Below are 20,396 nucleotides of genomic sequence, written 5' to 3'. Positions count from 1 at the left end.
GATCCGCAAGGTGTTCCCCGACCACTGGTCGTGCATGTTCGGTGAGATAGCGCTCTACAGCTTCATAATGCTGCTTCTCACCGGCATCTGGCTCACGGTGCGGGGCCGCGGGACGCGGCGCGGCGCCCTCCGGCGGCAGCGGGGCGCTCGGGTGCTGCGGCGTCTCCCGGCGGGGGAAAGCCGCCGAGCGCGGTGCGGACGTCTCCGCGGAGGGCGGCGCGTCCGGGCGCTGCGGTGTCTCCGCGCGGGGTGAGGAGCCGGGGCGCGGGACGGTGGCCTCCGGGGGCAGCGGCCGGCTCGGTGGGGTCGAGGGGCGTGGGGGGAAGGCGGGGCGGCGTGCGTCCGTGCTCAATGCACCCCCCGTTTCCTCGGGCCCGGGCCGGTGGTCCGGCGCGGGCCGGCGTTCTCCTGCCCTGGCCCGGAGCGGACTGGCCGTCCCGGGCACGCATACCCGCACGCGCGGGCCGCCATCCCGGCGCGGAGCCCGGGGCCCTGCCGCCCGGGCCGTTCCGCCGTGCGTGCGCGTCACTCTACGGCGTGCCCCCGGCCGGAGGGGAACCAGTCCGCGGGCCCGTGGCATTGGCCCGGAACGTCCCCCTACCCTGCGGTAATCCCGTCTGGCAGGCTTCGTTCATGACTGCGCGCGCCGCCGACCGGGCCCGTTACGACCGGGCCACCGCCCATCTCGACGCCCCCGTGGCCATCGTGGACCTGGACGCCTTCGACGCCAACGCGGACGATCTGGTCCGCCGGGCCGGCGGCAAGCCGATCCGCGTCGCCAGCAAGTCCGTACGCTGCCGTGCCCTGCTCGAACGCGCCCTCGCGCGGGACGGTTTCGCGGGGCTCATGTCCTTCACGCTGGCCGAGTCCCTGTGGCTGGCGCGCTCCGGGTTCGAGGACGTGCTGCTCGCCTATCCGTCGGCGGACCGCGCCGGGTACGCGGAGCTGGCCGCCGACCCCAAGCTCGCCGCCGCCGTGACCGTGATGGTCGACGACCCGGCGCAGCTGCGGTTCATCGACGAGGCCCGGGACGGCGGCCGGGAGGAGGTCCGGGTCTGCCTGGAGCTGGACACCTCGCTGCGGCTGTTCGGCGGGCGGGTGCGGGTGGGGGCGCGGCGGTCGCCGCTGCACTCCCCCGCCGAGGTCGCCGGCCTGGCCCGCGCGGTGGCCCGGCGGCCGGGTTTCCGGGTCGTCGGCGTGATGGCGTACGAGGGCCATGTCGCCGGGGTCGGGGACGCGGTGGCGGGGCGGCCGCTGCGGTCGCGGGCGGTGCGGCTGATGCAGGCCGCCGCCCGGCGCGAACTCGCCGAGCGGCGCGCCGCGGTGGTGCGGGCGGTACGGGCGGTGGTGCCGGACCTGGAGTTCGTCAACGGCGGCGGTACGGGCAGCGTGCAGCACACCGCCGCGGAGGACGCGGTCACCGAGATCGCCGCCGGTTCCGGGCTGTACGTGCCGCGGCTGTTCGACAACTACACGTCGTTCAGCGGACGTCCGGCGGCCCTGTTCGCCCAGCCCGTGGTGCGGCGCCCCGGCGTCGGGGTGGTGACGGTGCTCGGCGGCGGCTATCCGGCCTCCGGCGCGGCCGGCGCGGACCGGCTCCCGGTGCCGCATCTGCCCGAGGGGCTGCGCTACGACCCGCAGGAGGGCGCCGGCGAGGTGCAGACGCCGCTGCTGGGCTCCCCCGCGGACGACCTGCTCATCGGCGACAAGGTGTGGTTCCGGCACGCCAAGGCCGGTGAACTGTGCGAGCGGTTCGACGCGCTGCACCTGGTGGAGGGGGACGCGGTGACGGCGACGGTGCCGACGTACCGGGGCGAGGGCCGCACCTTCCTGTAGGCCTGGCGCGGGTCAGGCCGAGGGCCCGATGCTGCTGCCCACGCCCCCGCCCGTGCCGGCGTCGCCGGTGGGCCGGATGCCTTTGGTGATCCGGTCCATGTCGGCCGGCGGGGGCCCGTCCTCGCCGGCGTCGAAGACGTAGCGGACGAGGACCGGGGACTCGGTGCCGACGGTGGACGGGAACACCATCGACTGCACGTAGCCGCCGGGACCCTTGGCCGTCGTCACCCGCCAGCGGACGTAGTACCCGGCGCGTCCGGCGACGGCGACCGGCCCGGATCCGACGACCTCGTGGGACGTGATGCCCCCGTACGGTTTGCTGTCGAGCACGTCGTGGTCGTAGGCGTCCTCGGCCGCGTCCTCGATGTCCTGCTCGGCGAGGATCTTCGGGGAGGTCTCGGCGTTCGCGGTGACCGTGCGGGAGATGACCAGGCCGTGCCGGCAGACGCCGCCGTCGCCGGGGCAGTCGTAGGTGCCGTCCGTGGTCATCATGACGTCGTCCTCGGAGACGTGCTCGGGGCGCACCCAGCCGTTCGGCAGCGGGAAGGTGATGCCGTTGAGCTGGTCCTCGACGACGGCCGGGTCGTCGGCGGAGGGCTCGGAGGGCGTCGGCGAGGGGGTGGGCGACGCGGTCCGGGGCGGCTCCGGGGCGGTGGAGGCCGTCGCGGTCGGCAGGGTCCGGGCCCGCGAACCCGGGTCGTCGTCCTCGCCGAGGAGGACGACACCGGTGGCGATCGCCGCCACGAGGGCCACGGCGGCGCCGGTGAGGGCGACGGCCTTGGCGCGCCGGCCGCCCGGCCGCCGCTGCCCCGGGCCGGCGCCGGCGGTGAGCGGCACGGTCGGCGGCTCCGGGGGCGGCACGGGCGCTCCGAACCCCTCGGGTGCGCGCCGGTGTTCGGTCCAGGCCGTGCCGTCCCACCAGCGTTCCTGGTGCGGGGCCGACGGGTCGCGGTACCAGCCGGGCGGAGGCGTCATGCTCATCCCGGCACTGTAGGACGCCGCGCGCGGTGATCTACAGCGGTGTGACGTACGCCCCGGAGATCCCGCCGTCGACCAGGAAGTCGGTGGCGTTGACGAAGGAGGAGTCGTCGCTGGCCAGGAAGGCGACGGCGGCGGCGATCTCCTCGGCCTCGGCGAAGCGCCCGACCGGGATGTGGACGAGCCGGCGCGCGGCCCGTTCCGGGTCCTTGGCGAACAGCTCCCGGAGCAGTGGGGTGTTGACGGGGCCGGGGCACAGGGCGTTGACCCTGATGCCCTCCCGGGCGAACTGCACGCCCAGCTCCCGGGACATGGCGAGGACACCGCCCTTGGACGCGGTGTACGAGATCTGGCTGGTGGCGGCGCCCATCCGGGCCACGAAGGACGCGGTGTTGATGATCGAGCCCCTGCCCTGCCGCCGCATGTGGGGGAGGGCGGCCTTGCAGCACAGGTAGACGGAGGTGAGGTTGACCTCCTGGACGCGTTTCCAGGCCTCCAGGCCGGTCTCCAGGATGGAGTCGTCGTCGGGCGGGGAGATCCCGGCGTTGTTGAAGGCGACGTCGACGCTGCCGTAGGTGTCGTACGCCGCCGCGAACAGCGCCTCGACCTGCTCGGGGTCGGTGACGTCGGCCCGGACGAAGAGGCCGCTGGTCGCCTCGGCCGCCGCCTTGCCGCGGGCCTCGTCCACGTCGCCGCAGACGACGTGGGCGCCCTCGGAGGCGAGCCGGCGGGCGGAGGCGAGGCCGATGCCGCTGCCGGCTCCGGTGACGACGGCGGTACGGCCGGCCAGGCGGCGGCAGACGATGTCCTCGGTCATGAAGCCTCCGTAGGCGACGCGGTGTTGCTGAGGAAGACGTTCTTGGTCTCGGTGAAGGCGGTCAGCGCGTCCGGGCCCAGCTCGCGGCCGAGACCGGACTGTTTGAACCCGCCGAACGGCGTCCAGTAGCGGACGCTGGAGTGGGAGTTGACGGACAGGTTCCCGGCGCGCAGGGCGGCCGACACGCGCAGGGCGCGGCCGACGTCCCGGGTCCAGAGCGAGCCGGACAGGCCGTAGTCGGTGGCGTTGGCGAGCCGGATCGCGTCGGCCTCGTCGTCGAAGGGCAGGACGACGGCGACGGGCCCGAAGACCTCCTCGACGGCCACGCGCGCCCGCGGGTCGACGCCGGTGAGGACGGTGGGCGGGAACCAGAAGCCGGGGCCGCCCTCGGGGGCCTTGCCGCGGATGCCGTCCGCGTCGTCCGGGACGTAGGAGCGGACGCGGTCCAGCTGGGTCCGGGAGATCAGCGGGCCCATGTCGGTGCTCTCGTCGGCCGGGTCACCGACGCGGACGGCCTCGATCGCGGGGGCGAGGAGGTCGAGAAAACGGTCGTGGACGGTGCGCTGGACGAGGATGCGGGTGCGGGCGCAGCAGTCCTGGCCGCAGTTGTCGAGGAAGGACAGGGGGGCGGCGGCCGCGGCGGCCTCCAGGTCGGCGTCGGCGAAGACGACGTTGGGGCTCTTGCCGCCGAGTTCGAGGGTGACGGGCTTGAGGAGCGCGGCGCCCTCGGCGGCCACCCGCCGGCCCACGGCGGTGGACCCGGTGAACACGATCTTGGCCACGCCCGGGTGCCGGACGAGCGCGTCACCCGCGACCGGGCCGCGGCCGGGCAGCACCTGGAACAGGCCCTCGGGCAGTCCGGCCTCCAGGGCCAGCTCCGCCAGGCGCAGGGCGGTCAGCGGGGTCGTCTCGGCGGGCTTGAGGAGGACCGCGTTGCCGGCCGCGAGGGCGGGAGCGGTGCCCCAGGCGGCGATCGGCAAGGGGAAGTTCCAGGGGGCGATGACGCCGACGACGCCGAGCGGTTCGAGGATCGTCACGTCGAGGCCGCCGGCGACCGGGATCTGCCGTCCCGTCAGGCGCTCCACTCCCCCGGCGGCGTAGTCGAGCAGGTCGCGGACGTTGCCCGCCTCCCAGCGGGCGTTGCCGACGGTGTGCCCGGCCTCCCGGACCTCCAGCAGGGCCAGTTCCTCCAGTTGGCCGTCGACGGCGGTGGCGAAGCGGCGCAGCAGCCGGGCCCGGTCGCCGGGGGCGAGGGCGGCCCAGGCGGTCTGAGCCCGTGCGGCCCGGACGACGGCGGCGTCCACGTCGGCGGCGGAGACGGCGGGGACGGTCGCGAGGACCTCTTCGGTGGCGGGGTTGATCACCCGTAGTGCGTCGGGCGTTTCGTCGGACAACCGGGACCTCACAGGCGTTCGAAGGAGCGGCGCAGCTCCCAGTCCGTGACGGCGGCGTCGAAGGCGTCCAGTTCGACGCGCGCCATGTTGCGGTAGTGCGCGACGACCTCGTCCCCGAAGGCGGCCTTGGCGACGGTGCTGTTCTCCCAGAGCTCGGCGGCCTCGCGCAGGGTGGTCGGAACGTGTTCGAAGTCGCCGGCGTAGGCGTTGCCCGGGCAGGGCTCGGGCAGCTCGAGGCGCTGTTCGACGCCGTGCAGCCCCGCCGCGACCATCCCGGCCACCGCGAGATACGGGTTGACGTCGCCGCCGGGGAGCCGGTTCTCGAAGCGCAGGGAGCGGCCGTGGCCGACGACGCGCAGGGCGCAGGTGCGGTTGTCGTGGCCCCAGGCGACGGCGGTGGGGGCGAAGGAGCCGGGCTGGAAGCGCTTGTAACTGTTGATGTTCGGGGCGTAGAGGAGGGAGAACTCCCGGAGCGCGGCGAGCTGTCCGGCGAGGAAGTGCCGCATGACGTCGGACATGCCGCCCTCCCCGTCGCCGGGCATGGCGGTGTTCCCTTCGGCGTCCGCCAGGGAGAGGTGGATGTGGCAGGAGTTGCCCTCGCGCTCGTTGTACTTGGCCATGAAGGTGAGGGACATGCCCTCCTGGGCGGCGATCTCCTTGGCGCCGGTCTTGTAGACGGCGTGCTGGTCGCAGGTGACGAGGGCCTCGTCGTAGCGGAAGGCGATCTCGTGCTGGCCGGGGTTGCACTCGCCCTTGGCGGACTCGACGGTGAGGCCGGCGCCCGCCATCTCGTTGCGGATGCGGCGCAGCAGGGGCTCGATGCGGCCGGTGCCGAGGACGGAGTAGTCGATGTTGTACTGGTTGGCCGGGGTGAGGCCGCGGTAGTTCGCGTCCCAGGCCTGTTCGTAGGTGTCGCGGAAGACGATGAACTCCAGCTCCGTGCCGGCCCGGGCGGTCAGGCCGAGTTCCGCGAGCCGGTCCAGCTGGCGGCGCAGGATCTGGCGCGGCGCGGCGAGCACCGGGGAGCCGTCGTCCCAGGCGAGGTCGCCGAGGACCAGGGCCGTGCCCTGGTTCCAAGGCAGCCGGCGCAGGGTGGCCGGGTCGGCGTGGAGGGCGAAGTCGCCGTAGCCGCGGTCCCAGGAGGACATGGCGTATCCGTCGACGGTGTTCATGTCGGTGTCGACGGCGAGGAGGTAGTTGCAGCCCTCGGTGCCGTGCTCCAGCACCTCGTCGAGGAAGAACCGCGCCGCGAATCTCTTGCCCTGCAGTCGGCCCTGCATGTCGGGGAAGGCCAGGACGACGGTGTCGATCTCGCCGCCCGCGACCAGGGCGTGCAGGTCCTCGACCCGGAGCGGGGGTGTGCGGTCTGCCACGGAGGGGCCTCCTTCTGACCGGGACCCATAAGGTATTGCCGGGAACCATTGCTTGGGAAGGGGGCGCGGCCGTATGCCGGAGGGGAACGGGGGGCGTGTGGCGGACCGGCTCGCGCCGGTGCTGCGGCCGGTGCGGGCCGGGAACGGCTTCGAGGAGGCGTTGGAGCAGATCCTCCAGGTGGTGCGGCTGGGCCTGGTGCCGGAGGGCGGGCGGCTGCCGGCCGAGCGGGATCTGGCGGAGCGGCTGGGGGTCAGCCGGGTGACGCTGCGCGAGGTCCTGAAGGTGCTCCAGGACCAGGGGCTCCTGGAGGCCCGGCGCGGCCGGTACGGCGGCACGTTCGTGCTGCCCCGTACGGACGCCGGCGGCGAGGACGAGTTGCGGCGCCGGATCGCCGGGGTGGACCTGGAGGACGTGCTGCGCTTCCGGGAGGTGCTGGAGGCGGGGGCGGCCGGACTGTGCGCCGCGCACGGGCTGACGGACGGCGGGGCGGCGCGGCTGCGCGCGGCGCTGGACGCCACGCACGAGGCGCCGCTCGCGGAGTACCGGCGGCGGGACACGCTGCTGCACCTGGCCCTCGCGGAGTTGTGCGGCTCACCGACGCTGACCGCGCAGTACGCGGCCGTCCGGGCGAGCGTGAACGGGCTGCTGGACTGCATCCCGCTGCTGGTGCGCAATCTGGAGCACTCCCAGCGGCAGCACACCGCGCTGGTGGAGGCGGTGCTCGACGGGGACGCGGACGGGGCGCGGGAGATCATGCGGGAGCACTGCGCGGGGACGGCCGCGCTGCTGCGCGGGTTCCTGGCGTGAGGGCCTCGGGCGGGGAAGCAAAGGTATGAGGACGGGCCATTACCGGGAGGTCGGGTGACGAACAGGCCGCTGATCGGCGTCAGCACGTATCTGGAGACCGCGACGCGCTGGGGCGTGTGGGAGCTGGAGGCGGCGCTGCTGCCCGCCGGGTACCCGCGGCTCGTGCAGCGGGCGGGCGGGCTGGCCGTCATGCTCCCGCCGGACGCGCCGGAGCACGCCGCCGCCACCGTCGCCCGCGTCGACGGCCTGGTCATCGCGGGCGGCCCCGACGTGGACCCGGCCCGCTACGGTGCCGAGCGCGGCCCCCGCACCGGCCCGCCCGCACACGCCCGGGACACGTGGGAGCTCGCGCTCATCGACGCGGCCCTCGCGGCAGGCGTCCCGCTGCTGGGCGTCTGCCGCGGCATGCAGCTGCTGAACGTCGCCCTGGGCGGCACGCTCGTGCAGCACATCGACGGCCACGCCGAGGCGGTGGGCGTGTTCGGCGGCCACCCGGTCACGCCGGTGCCGGGGACGCGGTACGGCGGTGTGGTGCCGGAGGAGACGTTCGTGCCGACCTATCACCACCAGGCGGTGGACCGGCTCGGCACGGGCCTGCTCGCCTCGGCGCACGCGGCGGACGGCACGGTGGAGGCGCTGGAACTGCCGGCCGCCGCCGGCTGGGCGCTGGGCGTCCAGTGGCACCCGGAGATGGGCGAGGACGTACGCGTGATGCGCGCCCTGGTGGAGGCGGCGAGGACGCGCGGCTGAACCGGGACCGGGCGGGCGCGCGGGCCCCGGTGGGCGACCTCGGGGCCGTGCACCACGCCCAGGTCCCGCCCTCGCCCCGCCGAGCCCACCACACCCCACCCTCCAGGCCCACGCACGCCCACCGCACCCCCGCCCCCGGCCCCGGCCCCGGCCCCGCCGAGCCCACCACCCCCCGCACCCACGGGCCCGTCCAACGCCCTCCCCCGACGCCGCGCCGCCGCCCCGCACGCCCATCACTGAGGCGGCCGGCCTCCGCCCACGGCACCGACCGCCGACCGCGGCACCGACCACCGGCCGCCGCCCCCAGCCCCCGGGTCCTCGGCCCCCGGCGGACTCACCCCCGTGCCCGGACGGACTCACCCCTGCGCCCGCCCGGCTTCACCCCCGTGTCAGCGACAGCAGCTGCCGGGCCGGTCCCGTGGGCCGGTGGCCCGTCGGCCAGACGGCGCGCAGGTCGCGGGCCAGGGTGACGTCCGCCAGCGGCACGCTGACCAGGCGCCGTGTGGTGAGCTCCTCGCCGACGGCGAGTTCGCTGAGGACCGACGGCCCGGCTCCCCCCACCGCTGCGGCCTTCACCGCGGTGGTCGACGACAACTCGATCAGCGGACGGGCCAGGCCGCCCAGGGCCGCGTCCAGGACCTGCCGGGTGCCCGACCCCTCCTCCCGCAGGATCAGCGGTGTCGCCGCCAGTTCCTGCGCGGTCAGGGGGCGGCGCCGCCGGGCCCACGGGTGGCTGGGTGCCGCCACGACGATCAGCCGGTCGTGGGCGATGACCGCGGAGTCCAGGCCGGCCGGGACGCTCACCCCCTCCACGAACCCCAGGTCGGCCTCGTCGGCGAGCAGCCGCTCCGCCACGGCCGCCGAGTTCCCGGCGAGCAGCGACACCGCGGTGTCCGGCAGCTGGCGGCGCAGCGCTACCAGCCACCCCGGCAGCAGGTACTCGGCGATGGTCATGCTCGCCGCCACCCGCAGCCGCGAGTCCCTCCGGTCCCGCAGCGCCTGCGCGCCCGCGTCGAAGGCCTCGGCCGCCTCCACGATCCGCCGCGCCCAGTCCGTGACCAGCGCTCCGGCGTCGGTGAGCCGGGAGCCGCGCGGGGAGCGGTCGACGAGGGCCACCCCGAGCTGGCGCTCCATCGAGCGGATGCGGCTGCTGGCTGCGGGCTGGGTGACGCCCAGCTCACGCGCGGCCCCGCCGAGGCTGCCCAGCCGCGCCACCGCCAGCAGCAGCTCCAGGGCGCCGAGATCCGGCACCCGGTGCGACAGCGAACCCGCCGTGTGCCGCCCCGGCTCGCCCTGGCCGTCCTCCCCGCCGCCCCTGCCACTCCTGCTGCTCATAACCCCAGCTTATGCCCTCATAGGGGCATGGTCCCTGGTCAGGGGGTTCGGGCGCCGAGACCGTAGAGGCATGGTCACCGCAGCCCAGCCCCTGTCCCCCGTCTCCGCCCCGGTGCGGCGCGTCCCGGCCGTCCGTCATCTCGGGCCGAACTGGTACGCCTGCGTCATGGGCACCGCCGTCGTCGGCACCGCGGGCGCCGCGCTCCCCTGGCACATACCGGGTCTGCGCGCGGTCTGCACCGCCGTCTGGGCGCTGGCCCTGGGCCTGCTGGCGGTTCTGCTGGCGGCCCGGTCCCTGCACTGGCGGCACCATCGCGACCAGGCCCGCGCGCATCTGCTGGACCCGGCCGCGGCGCCCTTCTACGGCTGCCTGGCCATGGCCCTGCTGGCGGTCGGCGGCGGCGCCGTGACGGTCGGACGGGACTGGACCGGGGAACCGGCCGCGGTCGCGCTCGGCACGGTGCTGTTCGCCGCCGGCACGGCGATCGGGCTGGTCGCGGCGGTCGCCGTCCCGTACCTGATGGCCGTGCGGCACCGGATCGAGCCCGGCCAGGCCAGCCCGGTGTGGCTGCTGCCGCTCGTGGCGCCGATGGTGTCCGCGGCCGTCGGCCCGCTGCTGGTCCCGCATCTGCCGCCGGGTCAGCCCCGCGAGACGCTGCTGCTCGCCTGCGTCGCGATGTTCGGCCTGAGCCTGCTGGCGACGCTGGTGACGCTCCCGGTGATCTTCGCCAGGCTGCTCACGGGCGGCCCGCTGCCGCTCGCGCTCACCCCGTCGCTGTTCCTGGTGCTGGGCCCGCTCGGCCAGTCCACGACCGCCGTGGGCAAGTTCGCGGACCTGGCCCCGGGTGTCCTGCCCGGCCCGTACGCGGAGGGGTTCGCCGTGTTCGCCGTCCTGTACGGCGTTCCCGTGACGGGCTTCGCGCTGATGTGGCTGTGTCTCGCCGCCGCGCACGTGGTGCGGGCCCGGCGCCGGGGCATGGGCTTCTCGATGACGTGGTGGTCCTTCACCTTCCCGGTGGGCACGTGTGTCACCGGGTGCGAGGCGCTGGCCCGGCACACCGGTCTCGTCGCCTACGACGTGCTCACCGTCGCCCTGTACGCGCTGCTCGTCACCGCGTGGGCGGTCGCCGCCGTGCACACCGTGCGCGGCCTGGTCAGCGGCGCGCTGCTCGCAGGACCCCGGCCAGCCGCCGGGGCGCCTCGGCCAGTGACGGCCCGTACCACGTGAGGCACCGTCCGTCGACGAGGGCGCAGGGCAGGCCGGGGAAGGCCTCGGGGCCGTCGTCGGCGGCGAAACGGTACGGCTCGTCCGGCAGCACCACGAGGTCCGGGCGGGCCGCCCGCAGCTCCTCGACCGGGACCTTCGGATAACGCTCGGCGTGACCGGCGTACACGTGGTCGACGCCGAGGCGGGCGAGTACGTCGCCGGCGAAGGTGTCGCGGCCCAGCACCATCCAGGGCCGGCGCCAGACCGGCACGACGGCCGTCAGCCGGTGCTCCGGGACGGGCGGCGCCGACCAGGCCTCCTCGGCCGCGTCCAGCCACCGGGGCCGGGACGGCGCGCCGCAGGCCGACAGCACCCGGTCGAGCTCGGCGAAGGCCTGCGGGACGGTGCGCACCTCGGTGACCAGGACCTCGACGCCGGCCGCGCGCAGGGCGTCCAGGTCGGGGGCCCTGTTCTCCTCCTCGTTGGCGAGCACCAGGTCGGGGGCGAGGGCGAGGATCCGCTCGACGTCCGGGTTCTTCGTGCCGCCGATCCGGGCGGCGTCGAGGCCGGCCGGGTGCGTGCACCAGTCGGTGACGCCGGCCAGGGCGCCGGGGACGGTGTGCGCGACGGACTCCGTCAGGGACGGCACCAGGGAGACGACCCTCACCGGCGCGGCCGGTCCCTCACGGCCTCGATGTGCTCGGCCACGGCGACGACGACCAGCCGCGTGTCGGGCACCGTCGCCCGCCACCGGTGCCGCACCCCGCCGGTCAGGTACAGGGTGTCGCCCCGGCCCAGCCGGTAGGCGCGCCCCTCGGCCTCGATCTCCACCGCACCCTCGGCGACGAACATCAACTGGTCGTTGCGGTACTGCAGTTCCCGGCCCGCGTCGTGGTCGCCGGTGAACTCGGAGGCGTGCATCTGGTGGTGTCCGCGCACCAGGGACCGCACCCGGGGTGCGAACGCGGGGTCGGGGTCCTCGGCGCGGACCACGTCGACGCTGCACGCGGGGTCGGCGGCGGCGAGCAGCTCCACGGCGGTGGTGCGCAGCGCGTCGGCCACCTTCTCCAGGGAAGTCTGGCTGGGGCGGGCCCGGTCGTTCTCGATCTGGCTCAGGAAGGGCACGGACAGGCCGCTGCGCTCGGAGACGACGGCGAGCGTCAGCTCCAGGGCGCGGCGCCGGCGCCGTACGGCCGCGCCCACTCGAAGGTGCTGGTCTTTGTGGTCGCCCATCGCTCCGGCTCCCTCCTTCGCCCGTCGCCGTCGTGCCGCCGTCCCGTGCCGGGGGCCGTCCTCCCGAGAGCCGTCCTCCCGAGGAGTTCTCTGCACCCTACGCATGTTCGGCGAACCGTTTCATGCGGCCGTCACATCGATGTCACGCCGTGGTGGCCGCGACCTCACGGTTCTCGCCATGCGACGAGCCGCCCGCCGTGTGCGGCGGGCACCTTACCGGTTCAAGGCACGAGCACCTCTCCGTGTTCCCCGCTGGTCCACCGTGCCTCACCGTCAGGGTTCGGGTGGTGGCATGGCGCTCCGTGGTTGTCCGGATCCTATCCGTGTTCCGGGGGGAAAGACCCGTGGGGTGGGTCCCCGTGCTCCCGGGAGCGCGGGGACCCACCCCAAGGAGGAGTCCGGTACGAGAAGGGCCGTCCTACTGCGGAGTCATCCGCTCGACCATGTCCGGGTGCTCCTTCAGCCAGGCGGCCACCGCCTGCTCCTCGTGGCCCTGGCCGCGGTTCTTGATCTCGGCCTCGAGGCTGCCGAGCTCGGCCTCGCTCATGTGGAAGTCCTTGATCCACTCGGTGAGCTGCGGGTACTGGCCGGGGAAGTCCTTGCTGGAGATGGTGCGGATCGTGTTGCCCTCACCGAAGGCCTTCTTCGGGTCCGCCAGCTTGGTCAGCTCGTACTCGCTGTACGCCCAGTGCGGCGACCACAGGACGACGGCGACCGGCTCGTGCTTGGCGTAGGCCCGCTTGAGCTCGGCGAGCATCGCCGGGGTGGAGCCGTCGACGACCTTGTACTCCTTGTCCAGGCCGTAGCCCGGCATGACCTCGTCCTTGAGGAGCTGCATCTCGCCGGTGCCGGGCTCGATGCCGATGATCTTCCCGTCGAAGAGGTCGGCCTTGCCCTTGAGGTCCGCGAGGGACTTGACGTCCTTCACGTACGAGGGGACGGCGATCTCCAGGGAGGTCGGCTGGTACCAGGTGCCCAGGTCGGTGAGCTTGTCCTTGTTCTTGTCCCAGTAGTTCTTCTGGGCGTGGGGCAGCCACGCGTCGAAGTTGAGGTCGAGATCGCCGGAGGCCAGGCCGGTGTAGACCGGGCCGACGTCCATCTGCTTGAGGTTCAGCTTGTAGCCGCGACGCTCGAGGACGTTCTTCCAGAGGTAGGTGACGGCGACGTCCTCGTCCCAGGGGAACCAGGCGACGTCCACGGCACGCTTCGCCTCGGGCGGGGTGGCGCCGGAGCCGCCCTTGACCGGGGCGAGCTTGTCGACCAGACCCGGGTTGGAGTCCAGCCAGGCGCGCACGGCGTCCTGCTGCTTGCCCTTGCCGGCCTTGTTGATCTCGGCCTCGAGGCTGGTGAGCTGCTTCTCGTCGAGCTTGAAGTCCTTCATCCACTGGGCGACGGTCGGGTCGTCGCCGGCGAAGCCCTTGCGGGACAGCGTGTGCACGCCGTCGCCCTGGCCCCAGGCGCCCTTCGGGTCCTTCAGCTTCTTCAGGTCGAGGTCGTTGTACGCCCAGTGCGGGGACCAGAGCGTGACGACGATCGGTTCCTTCTTGCTCATCGCCCGCTTCAGCTCGGCGAGCATCGCGGGGGTGGAGCTGTCGACGACCTTGTACTCCTTGTCGAGGCCGTAGGCGCCGAGGACCTTGCTCTTGAGCATGGCCATCTCGCCCGCGCTGGACTCGATGCCGGTGATCTTCCCGTCGAACTGTCCGGCCTTGCCCTTGAGGTCCGCCAGGGAGTTGACGTCCTTCATGTAGGCGGGGACGGTCAGCTCCAGGGACGTCTTGTCGTACCAGGAGCCGAGGTCGTCGAGCCGGTCGCCGTACTTCTTCCAGTACTGCTCGTGCGTGGTCGGCAGCCAGGAGTTGGTGACGATGTCGATGTCACCCTGCGCGAGGGAGGTGTAGAGCGGCCCGGCGTCGAACTGCTTGGCCTCGACCTCGTAACCGCGCTGCTCCAGCATCTCCTTCCACAGGAAGGTGGAGGCGACGCCCTCGTCCCAGGGCACATAGCCGAGGGTGATCTTCTTGCCCTGGCCGACGTTCTTGCCCGCGGCGACGCTGTCGGAGTCGCCGGAGCCGCCGAAGACGCCCATGCCGCCGGCGACCAGGCCGAGGATGACGACGCCGATCACGGCGACCTGCGGACGGGGCCGGTAGGACCAGATCTTCAGGCCGCTCGCGGCGCGTGCCTTGGCGGCGGCGCGGCGGCCCAGCGGGGAGACCTGGGTGCCCAGGGCGCTGGTCATGCGGTCCAGGTAGATCGCGAGGATGACGATGGCGACGCCGGCCTCGGAGCCGAGGCCCACGTTGAGCTGGCCGATGGCCTCGTTGACGTCGCCGCCGAGGCCGCCGGTGCCGACCATGCCGGCGATCGCGGCCATGGACAGGCCGAGCATGATGACCTGGTTGACGCCCGCCATCACCGTGGGCAGGGCCAGCGGGAGCTGGACGCGCAGCAGGGTGTTGCGGGGGCTGGTGCCGAAGGCCTCGGCGGCCTCGACCAGTTCCTTGTCGACCTGCCGGATGCCCAGCTCGGTCATGCGCACGCCGGGGGCGAGCGCGAAGATCAGGGTGGCGACGATGCCCGCGGAGGCGCCGGTGCCGAAGAACAGGATCGCCGGGATGAGGTAGATCATCGCGGGCAGCGTCTGCATGAAGTCCAGCACGGGCCGGACGATGCCGCTGACCCGGTCGGAGCGGGCCGCCCAGATGCCGACGGGCACGGCGATCACCAGCGCGATGATCGTGGCGACGAGCACCAGCGCCAGGGTGATCATCGCGTTCTCCCACAGCTCCATGGAGACGATGAACGCGAATCCGAGGAAGGTGAGAACACCGGCGACCGTGCCGCGCAGCCAGAAGGCGATGACCGCGAAGATGCCCACGAGGAGCAGCGGCTCGGGGGCCTGGAGGACGGCGTTGATGCCGTCGTAGGTCCCGGTGAAGACGGTCTTGAGGAAGTCGAAGAGCCAGGAGACGTGGGCGAGCAGCCAGTCGACCGCGTCGTTGACCCAGTTGCCGAGCGGAATCCTAGGCACGGGCCATCACCTTCTCCGGGCCCTTTCCGCGCCGTGAGTCGCAGGTGCCGGCCTCGGCCTCCTCGTCGCCGAGGAAGCCGATCAGGCGGCGGTCCGGGACCACGCCGACCAGTCCGCGCTCGCCGTCGACGACGGCGACGGCGTGCGGGACGCGCGCGCTGATCGCGCACAGCTCGGTGAACGAGGTGTCCGGCGCGGCCGTCTCGCACGCGCAGTCGGCCTCGTCGCCGCTCAGTTCCGTCTCCATGACCGCGCGGGCGGTCAGGACGCGGGAGCGGTCGACGTCCTGGGTGAAGGAGGCGACGTAGTCGTTGGCGGGACGGATGAGGATGTCCTGCGCGGTGCCTATCTGCACGATCCGGCCGTCCCGCATGACGGCGATGCGGTCGCCCAGGCGCATGGCCTCGTTCAGGTCGTGGGTGATGAAGACGATGGTCTTCTTCAGGGTCTTCTGCAGCTCGATCAGCTGGTCCTGCATGTCGCGGCGGATCAGCGGGTCGAGGGCGCTGAAGGACTCGTCCATCAGCAGCAGGTCGGCGTCGGTCGCGAGCGCGCGGGCCAGGCCGACGCGCTGCTGCATGCCGCCGGACAGCTCGTCCGGCCACGACTTCTCCCAGCCGGCCAGGCCGCACAGAGCGAGCGCCTCGTCGGCGCGGCGTTCGCGCTCGGCGCGGGGCACGCCCTGCACTTCAAGACCGTAGGCAGCGTTGTCACGGACGCTGCGGTGAGGGAAGAGCGCGAAGTGCTGGAAGACCATGCTGATCTTTTTGGAGCGGACCTCGCGCAGCTGTCGCTCGCTGATCTCGGTGAGGTCCTCACCGCCGAAGCGGACATGGCCCGCGGTCGGCTCCAGCAGACCGTTGAGCATGCGCAGCAGCGTGGACTTGCCGGACCCGGAGAGCCCCATGACCACGAAGATCTCGCCGGGCTCCACGGTGAAGGACGCGTCGATGACGGCGGCGGTGGTGCCGTCGGCGCGCAGCTCCTCCCGGTCGGCCGACTTGCGCAGTCGTTCGACCGCCTGATCCGGTTTTCTGCCGAACACCTTGTACAGATGCTCGGCCTCTAGCCTCGCTGACACGCTTACCTCTTGGCTCGGGGGCAGGGACCGGGAAACGAAGACTGGCTAACAGTTGAAGGCATCAACCAGCTACGACCCGGCTGCGCGCCTGCCCCGATCGTCCCGAACCAAACACATCAGTGACCCGGCTCACACGACCTCCACGTCGCGCCCGCACCGCCTGCGGCATGATGCGAGGCGTGACCGGACGACTGATGCTTCTCGACACCGCCTCCCTCTACTTCCGCGCCTACTTCGGCGTGCCGGACTCCGTGAAGGCACCCGACGGCACGCCCGTGAACGCCGTGCGCGGACTCCTCGACTTCATCGACCGCCTGGTGAAGGACCACCGCCCCGAGCACCTGGTCGCCTGCATGGACGCCGACTGGCGCCCGCACTGGCGGGTGGAGCTGATCCCCTCCTACAAGGCGCACCGCGTCGCCGAGGAGCAGCCGGCGGGCCCGGACACGGAGGAGGTGCCCGACACGCTGTCCCCGCAGGTCCCGGTCATCGAGGCCGTCCTGGACGCGCTCGGCATCGCCCGCGTCGGGGTGGCCGGGTACGAGGCGGACGACGTGATCGGCACCTTCACCGCCCGCGCCAAGGGGCCGGTGGACATCGTCACCGGTGACCGCGACCTCTACCAGCTCGTGGACGACGCCCGGGGGGTGCGCGTGCTCTACCCGATCAAGGGGGTCGGCACGCTCCAGCTCACCGACGAGGCGGTGCTGCGCGAGAAGTACGGCGTCGACGGCCGCGGGTACGCCGATCTGGCGCTGCTGCGCGGCGACCCGAGCGACGGTCTGCCGGGCGTGGCCGGTATCGGGGAGAAGACGGCCGCCAAGCTGCTCGCCGAGTTCGGGGACCTCGCCGGCATCCTCGCGGCGGTCGACGACCCGGCGGCGAAGCTCACGCCCTCGCAGCGCAAGCGACTGACCGAGGCGCGGCCGTATCTCGCGGTCGCCCCCAAGGTGGTCCGGGTCGCCGACGACGTTCCCCTGCCGGACGTCGGCACCGCGCTGCCGCACGCCCCGCGCGACGGCGCCGCCCTGGACGCCCTCGCGGCCCGCTGGGGCCTGGGCGGCTCCCTGGAACGGCTGCTGACGACGCTCACCGTCTGAGCCGTGCGGCCCCTGGTGGGGCGGGGATGCTAACTTAGGTAAACCTAACTCAGGGACTGGGAGGCCGTCATGGCAGAGCGTCCGGGCCGCAGGCCGCGCAAGCCGCACACCGCACAGGTCGTGCGCACCGAACGGATCACCCCGCACATGCAGCGCGTCGTGCTCGGCGGCGAGGAGCTCGCCGGGCTGCCGGCGGACACCTGCACCGACCACTATGTGAAGCTGCTGTTCCCCGCCGAGGGCGTGACCTATCCGGAGCCCTTCGACATGGAGCGGATCCGCGAGGAGTTCCCGCGCGAGCAGTGGCCGGTGACCCGGACGTACACGGTGCGCCAGTGGGACGCCGAGCTGCGTGAGCTGACCCTGGACTTCGTGATCCACGGCGACGAGGGGCTGGCCGGCCCCTGGGCGAAGCGGGTCCAGCCGGGCGAGACCGTCCGCTTCATGGGCCCCGGCGGCGCGTACACGCCCGACCCGGCCGCGGACTGGCATCTGCTCGCGGGCGACGAGAGCGCGCTGCCCGCGATCGCCCGGTCCCTGGAGGCGCTGCCCGACGGTGCCCGCGCGTTCGCCTTCATCGAGGTCGAGGGACCCCAGGAGGAGCAGAAGATCGGCTCCGACGTGGAGGTCGTCTGGCTGCACCGCGGTGACCGTCCGGTGGGCCAGGCGCTGGTCGAGGCCGTGCGCGGCCTGGAGTTCCCCGAGGGCCGGGTGCACGCGTTCGTGCACGGCGAGGCGGGGTGCGTGAAGGAACTGCGCAGGCTGCTGCGGGTCGAGCGGGAGATCCCGCGCGAGGACCTGTCCATCTCCGGGTACTGGCGCCTCGGCCACAACGAGGACGGCTGGCAGGCGTCCAAGCGGGAGTGGAACGCGCGGGTCGAGGCGGAGCAGGAGGGCGCGTCGGCCGCATAGGCGCCGGCGCCGTCGAGGGCGGCGCGGGGGCCACGCGTTCTCCGCGGGCCCTCCCCCGCCTCGTACGCTGCATCCGATGAGACGCCGTACGCCTCCCCCGCCCGCACCCCTGGCCCAGCGCCACGGGGTGGACCCGGTGCGGGTGCGGCTGCCGGCCGCCGGGCCGTGGGCCACGGTCCGCGAGCACCTGGTGGAACGGCTGTCCGGTGCGGGTCCCGGCACGGTCGAGGCCATGTTCGCCGCGGGCCGGTTCGTCGGGGCCGACGGACGGGCCGTGGCGGCGGACGCGCCGTACGAGCCCGGCATGTACGTCTGGTTCCACCGCGATCTGCCGCCAGAGGTGCCGGTGCCGTTCGCGCTGGAGGTCGTGTACCGCGACGAGCACGTCGTCGTCGCCGACAAGCCGCACTTCCTGGCCACCACCCCGCGCGGCGGCCATGTCACCGAGACCGCGCTCGCCCGGCTCCGCCGCGAACTGGACGAGCCCGGGCTGGGCGCCGCGCACCGTCTCGACCGGCTCACCGCCGGACTGGTCCTGTTCACGGTCCGCCCCGCAGAGCGCGGTGCCTACCAGTCGCTGTTCCGCGACCGGCGGGTGCACAAGGAGTACGAGGCGATCGCGCCGTACGCCCCGGCGCTCGCCCTGCCCCGGACCGTACGCAGCCGGATCCTCAAGGAGCGCGGGGTGCTGGCCGCCCGTCAGGTCGAGGGCGAGCCGAACGCCGTGAGCCGCGTCGAGCTGACGGAGCACCGCCCCGCCGGCCCCACGGGCGCGCCGGCGCTGGGGCGGTACCGGCTGGTGCCCGCCACCGGGCAGACCCACCAGCTGCGCGTGCACATGAGCGCGCTGGGCGTACCGATCCTCGGTGACCCCCTCTACCCCGAGGTGGCCGCGCCAGTGCCGGCCGGCGACTTCCGGCGCCCGCTGCAACTTCTGGCGCGGGAGCTGGCGTTCACCGATCCGGTCACGGGACGCGAGCACCGGTTCCTGAGCGGACGGACCCTCGGGGCCTGGGCGGCGTACGAGGAGTGGGCCGGCCGTCAGTAGCCGCGCCACCACAGGAGGAAGCGCTGCCATACCCCCCTGGGGCGAGGCGGGGCGGGCGGCGCGGCCGTCACCGTCGCCGTGGGGACGGCGGGCGGGGCGGCCGGGGCGGGCGCCGGCTCCGCCGTCTGCGGCAGGGTGCCGACGTGCCAGGCGGCGCGCTGCTGCGGGACGTCGGTGTGGCTGGGCCGCTGGTTCACGTCCTGCGGCGGCCGCGGTTCGAACCGCACCGGCAGCTCCACCAGGTGGCGCGAGGCGATCGAGGACCGCCAGGTGAGTTCCTCCTCGGGGCAGTCAAGCCGTACGTCCGGCAGCCGCATCAGCAGCGCGTCGATGCCGGCGTCCGCGATGGCACGCCCGATGTCCTGGCCGGGGCACTCGTGCGGGCCGCCGCCGAAGGCGAGGTGCGAGCGGTTGCCCTGCATGCTCGCGTCCAGGTCGGGGCGGATGCGCGGGTCGACGTTGCCCGGGGCGATACCGAACAGCAGTCCGTCGCCCGCGCGGATGCGCTGACCGCCCAGTTCCGTCTCCTGCTTGGCGAAGTAGGCGAAGACCGTGCTGAAGGGCGGCTCGTCCCACAGGGACTGCTCGACCGCCTCGGGCACCGTCATCTGCCCGCCGCTGAGCTGGGCGCGGAAGCCCGGGTCGGTGAACACCACCCGCAGCACGTTGCCGATGAGGTTGACGGTGGCCTCGTACGCGGCGAGCAGGACCAGCCGCAGGTGTTCCCTGACCTCGTCGTCGCTGAGCCCGGCCGGGTGGGTGACGAGGTGGCTCGCGATGTCGTTCTCGGGCTTCGCCCTGCGGGCCGCGGTCAGCCGCCCCAGGGCGTCCATGACGTAGCCGTGGCTCGCGATGGCCGTGTCGGTGCCCTTGAGCGTGTCGCGGGCGGCCTCCACCATCCGGTCGTTGTACTCCCCCGGCATGCCGAGGATCTCGCACATCACGCCCATCGGCAGATGCTCGGCGAAGTCGCCGACGAGGTCGGCGCGGCCCACCTCGCAGAAGCGGTTGACGAGGCGCTGGGTGTGCCGGGTGATGTGCCGGCGCAGGCCCCGGTAGTCGATCGTGGACATGGCGCCGGTGACCGCGCCGCGCAGCCGCTTGTGCTCGTCGCCCTCGGCGTGCGAGCAGATCGGCTGCCAGGCGATGTGCGGCATGAGCGGGTGGTCCGGCTTGACCATGCCCTCGTTGAGCGGGTTCCAGATGCGGCTGTCGCGGGAGAACTGGGCCGGGGTGCTCACCATGTGCAGGTTCTCGGCGTGGCCGAGGACCACCCAGATCGGCACGTCGTCGTGGAGCAGCGCGGGCGCCACCGGACCGTACTGGCCCCGCAGCCGCTCGTAGAGCTCGTCCAGGTCGTCCGTCTCGTGCAGCCGGTGCAGTCCGCCCGGCCCGAGGCCGTGCGCGGGGCAGCCGGGAGGTGGTCCGAGCAGGGGGTCGCCCGTTCCGGTCGGGGCGTGGCGTTCAGGCGTCACAGTGTCGCTCCGCAG

At 73.6% G+C, this 20,396-nt stretch carries 17 protein-coding genes; 7 read left to right on the top strand and 10 right to left on the bottom strand.

Features of this window, described 5'->3' with window-relative positions:
* The first annotated feature begins 633 nt into the window (after nt 1-633).
* On the top strand, nt 634-1,836 hold the full coding sequence (locus tag AB0E77_RS32285; RefSeq protein WP_361577972.1) for an amino acid deaminase/aldolase: 1,203 nt from the start codon (nt 634-636) through the stop codon (nt 1,834-1,836).
* A 12-nt stretch (nt 1,837-1,848) separates the two neighbouring features.
* Here AB0E77_RS32285 and AB0E77_RS32280 read toward each other — a convergent pair whose 3' ends face one another.
* From AB0E77_RS32280 to AB0E77_RS32265, 4 genes are read right to left on the bottom strand one after another with little or no spacing between them, the layout of a single operon-like run.
* The gene (locus AB0E77_RS32280; RefSeq protein ID WP_361577981.1) at nt 1,849-2,811 is read right to left on the bottom strand and encodes a DUF2510 domain-containing protein; all 963 of its coding nucleotides are present in this window, start codon (nt 2,809-2,811) and stop codon (nt 1,849-1,851) included.
* Between the two features lie 37 nt (nt 2,812-2,848).
* Nucleotides 2,849-3,631: a 3-oxoacyl-ACP reductase gene (locus AB0E77_RS32275; protein ID WP_361577969.1), complete on the bottom strand. Its 783-nt coding sequence runs from the start codon at nt 3,629-3,631 to the stop codon at nt 2,849-2,851.
* Nucleotides 3,628-5,025: an aldehyde dehydrogenase family protein gene (locus tag AB0E77_RS32270; protein ID WP_361577966.1), complete on the bottom strand. Its 1,398-nt coding sequence runs from the start codon at nt 5,023-5,025 to the stop codon at nt 3,628-3,630. The genes AB0E77_RS32275 and AB0E77_RS32270 overlap by 4 nt, the downstream gene beginning before the upstream one ends.
* An 8-nt stretch (nt 5,026-5,033) precedes the next feature.
* Nucleotides 5,034-6,398: a glutamine synthetase family protein gene (locus AB0E77_RS32265; RefSeq protein WP_361577963.1), complete on the bottom strand. Its 1,365-nt coding sequence runs from the start codon at nt 6,396-6,398 to the stop codon at nt 5,034-5,036.
* 73 nt (nt 6,399-6,471) lie between these two features.
* Between AB0E77_RS32265 and AB0E77_RS32260 the strand changes: the two genes are divergently transcribed.
* Together AB0E77_RS32260 and AB0E77_RS32255 are read left to right on the top strand one after the other, a co-directional pair.
* The gene (locus tag AB0E77_RS32260; RefSeq protein ID WP_361577961.1) at nt 6,472-7,206 is read left to right on the top strand and encodes an FCD domain-containing protein; all 735 of its coding nucleotides are present in this window, start codon (nt 6,472-6,474) and stop codon (nt 7,204-7,206) included.
* Nucleotides 7,207-7,260: 54 nt separating this feature from the next.
* Nucleotides 7,261-7,956, top strand: coding sequence for a gamma-glutamyl-gamma-aminobutyrate hydrolase family protein (locus AB0E77_RS32255; protein WP_361577958.1), 696 nt, complete (start codon nt 7,261-7,263; stop codon nt 7,954-7,956).
* Between the two features lie 378 nt (nt 7,957-8,334).
* On the opposite strand, the gene AB0E77_RS32250 is transcribed toward AB0E77_RS32255, so the two are convergent.
* Nucleotides 8,335-9,291, bottom strand: coding sequence for a LysR family transcriptional regulator (locus tag AB0E77_RS32250; RefSeq protein WP_361577955.1), 957 nt, complete (start codon nt 9,289-9,291; stop codon nt 8,335-8,337).
* Nucleotides 9,292-9,361: 70 nt separating this feature from the next.
* Between AB0E77_RS32250 and AB0E77_RS32245 the strand changes: the two genes are divergently transcribed.
* Nucleotides 9,362-10,519 carry a TDT family transporter gene (locus AB0E77_RS32245; protein WP_361577952.1) on the top strand — a complete coding sequence of 386 codons (1,158 nt, stop codon included), beginning with the start codon at nt 9,362-9,364 and terminating at the stop codon, nt 10,517-10,519.
* Here the strand turns inward: AB0E77_RS32245 and AB0E77_RS32240 are convergent.
* The 4 genes from AB0E77_RS32240 to AB0E77_RS32225 form a co-directional block, all read right to left on the bottom strand.
* A complete protein-coding gene (locus tag AB0E77_RS32240; protein ID WP_361577949.1) occupies nt 10,446-11,165 on the bottom strand; it encodes a helical backbone metal receptor in 720 nt (239 codons plus the stop codon). The two genes, AB0E77_RS32245 and AB0E77_RS32240, sit on opposite strands and share 74 nt — an antisense overlap.
* Nucleotides 11,162-11,731 (bottom strand): XRE family transcriptional regulator, encoded by a 570-nt coding sequence (locus AB0E77_RS32235; RefSeq protein WP_361577946.1) that lies wholly within the window; start codon nt 11,729-11,731, stop codon nt 11,162-11,164. Before AB0E77_RS32235 ends, AB0E77_RS32240 begins: the two co-directional genes overlap by 4 nt.
* Before the next feature lie 418 nt (nt 11,732-12,149).
* A complete protein-coding gene (locus tag AB0E77_RS32230; protein WP_361577943.1) occupies nt 12,150-14,765 on the bottom strand; it encodes an ABC transporter permease/substrate binding protein in 2,616 nt (871 codons plus the stop codon).
* Nucleotides 14,758-15,846 carry a betaine/proline/choline family ABC transporter ATP-binding protein gene (locus AB0E77_RS32225; protein WP_361577940.1) on the bottom strand — a complete coding sequence of 363 codons (1,089 nt, stop codon included), beginning with the start codon at nt 15,844-15,846 and terminating at the stop codon, nt 14,758-14,760. Before AB0E77_RS32225 ends, AB0E77_RS32230 begins: the two co-directional genes overlap by 8 nt.
* Before the next feature lie 194 nt (nt 15,847-16,040).
* Here AB0E77_RS32225 and AB0E77_RS32220 point away from each other — a divergent pair, with 194 nt between their 5' ends.
* From AB0E77_RS32220 to AB0E77_RS32210, 3 genes are all read left to right on the top strand, one after another.
* Nucleotides 16,041-16,946 carry a 5'-3' exonuclease gene (locus AB0E77_RS32220; protein WP_361577978.1) on the top strand — a complete coding sequence of 302 codons (906 nt, stop codon included), beginning with the start codon at nt 16,041-16,043 and terminating at the stop codon, nt 16,944-16,946.
* A gap of 69 nt (nt 16,947-17,015) precedes the next feature.
* Nucleotides 17,016-17,858, top strand: coding sequence for a siderophore-interacting protein (locus AB0E77_RS32215; protein WP_361577937.1), 843 nt, complete (start codon nt 17,016-17,018; stop codon nt 17,856-17,858).
* 76 nt (nt 17,859-17,934) lie between these two features.
* A complete protein-coding gene (locus AB0E77_RS32210; RefSeq protein ID WP_361577934.1) occupies nt 17,935-18,906 on the top strand; it encodes an RluA family pseudouridine synthase in 972 nt (323 codons plus the stop codon).
* Here the strand turns inward: AB0E77_RS32210 and AB0E77_RS32205 are convergent.
* Nucleotides 18,900-20,381 (bottom strand): cytochrome P450, encoded by a 1,482-nt coding sequence (locus AB0E77_RS32205; protein ID WP_361577931.1) that lies wholly within the window; start codon nt 20,379-20,381, stop codon nt 18,900-18,902. The two genes, AB0E77_RS32210 and AB0E77_RS32205, sit on opposite strands and share 7 nt — an antisense overlap.
* Nucleotides 20,382-20,396 lie beyond the last annotated feature (15 nt).

Source organism: Streptomyces sp. NPDC032940, assembly GCF_040636935.1.
GTDB lineage: Bacteria > Actinomycetota > Actinomycetes > Streptomycetales > Streptomycetaceae > Streptomyces.
This window is presented reverse-complemented; position numbering and strand designations above follow the sequence as displayed.

Bases quoted from the DNA above. Each gene is read 5' to 3' on its own strand.
- AB0E77_RS32285 (WP_361577972.1), top strand. From the start codon at position 634: ATGACTGCGCGCGCCGCCGACCGGGCCCGTTACGACCGGGCCACCGCC.
- AB0E77_RS32280 (WP_361577981.1), bottom strand. From the start codon at position 2,811: ATGACGCCTCCGCCCGGCTGGTACCGCGACCCGTCGGCCCCGCACCAG.
- AB0E77_RS32275 (WP_361577969.1), bottom strand. From the start codon at position 3,631: ATGACCGAGGACATCGTCTGCCGCCGCCTGGCCGGCCGTACCGCCGTC.
- AB0E77_RS32260 (WP_361577961.1), top strand. From the start codon at position 6,472: ATGCCGGAGGGGAACGGGGGGCGTGTGGCGGACCGGCTCGCGCCGGTG.
- AB0E77_RS32250 (WP_361577955.1), bottom strand. From the start codon at position 9,291: ATGAGCAGCAGGAGTGGCAGGGGCGGCGGGGAGGACGGCCAGGGCGAG.
- AB0E77_RS32245 (WP_361577952.1), top strand. From the start codon at position 9,362: ATGGTCACCGCAGCCCAGCCCCTGTCCCCCGTCTCCGCCCCGGTGCGG.
- AB0E77_RS32235 (WP_361577946.1), bottom strand. From the start codon at position 11,731: ATGGGCGACCACAAAGACCAGCACCTTCGAGTGGGCGCGGCCGTACGG.
- AB0E77_RS32220 (WP_361577978.1), top strand. From the start codon at position 16,041: ATGCTTCTCGACACCGCCTCCCTCTACTTCCGCGCCTACTTCGGCGTG.
- AB0E77_RS32215 (WP_361577937.1), top strand. From the start codon at position 17,016: ATGGCAGAGCGTCCGGGCCGCAGGCCGCGCAAGCCGCACACCGCACAG.
- AB0E77_RS32210 (WP_361577934.1), top strand. From the start codon at position 17,935: ATGAGACGCCGTACGCCTCCCCCGCCCGCACCCCTGGCCCAGCGCCAC.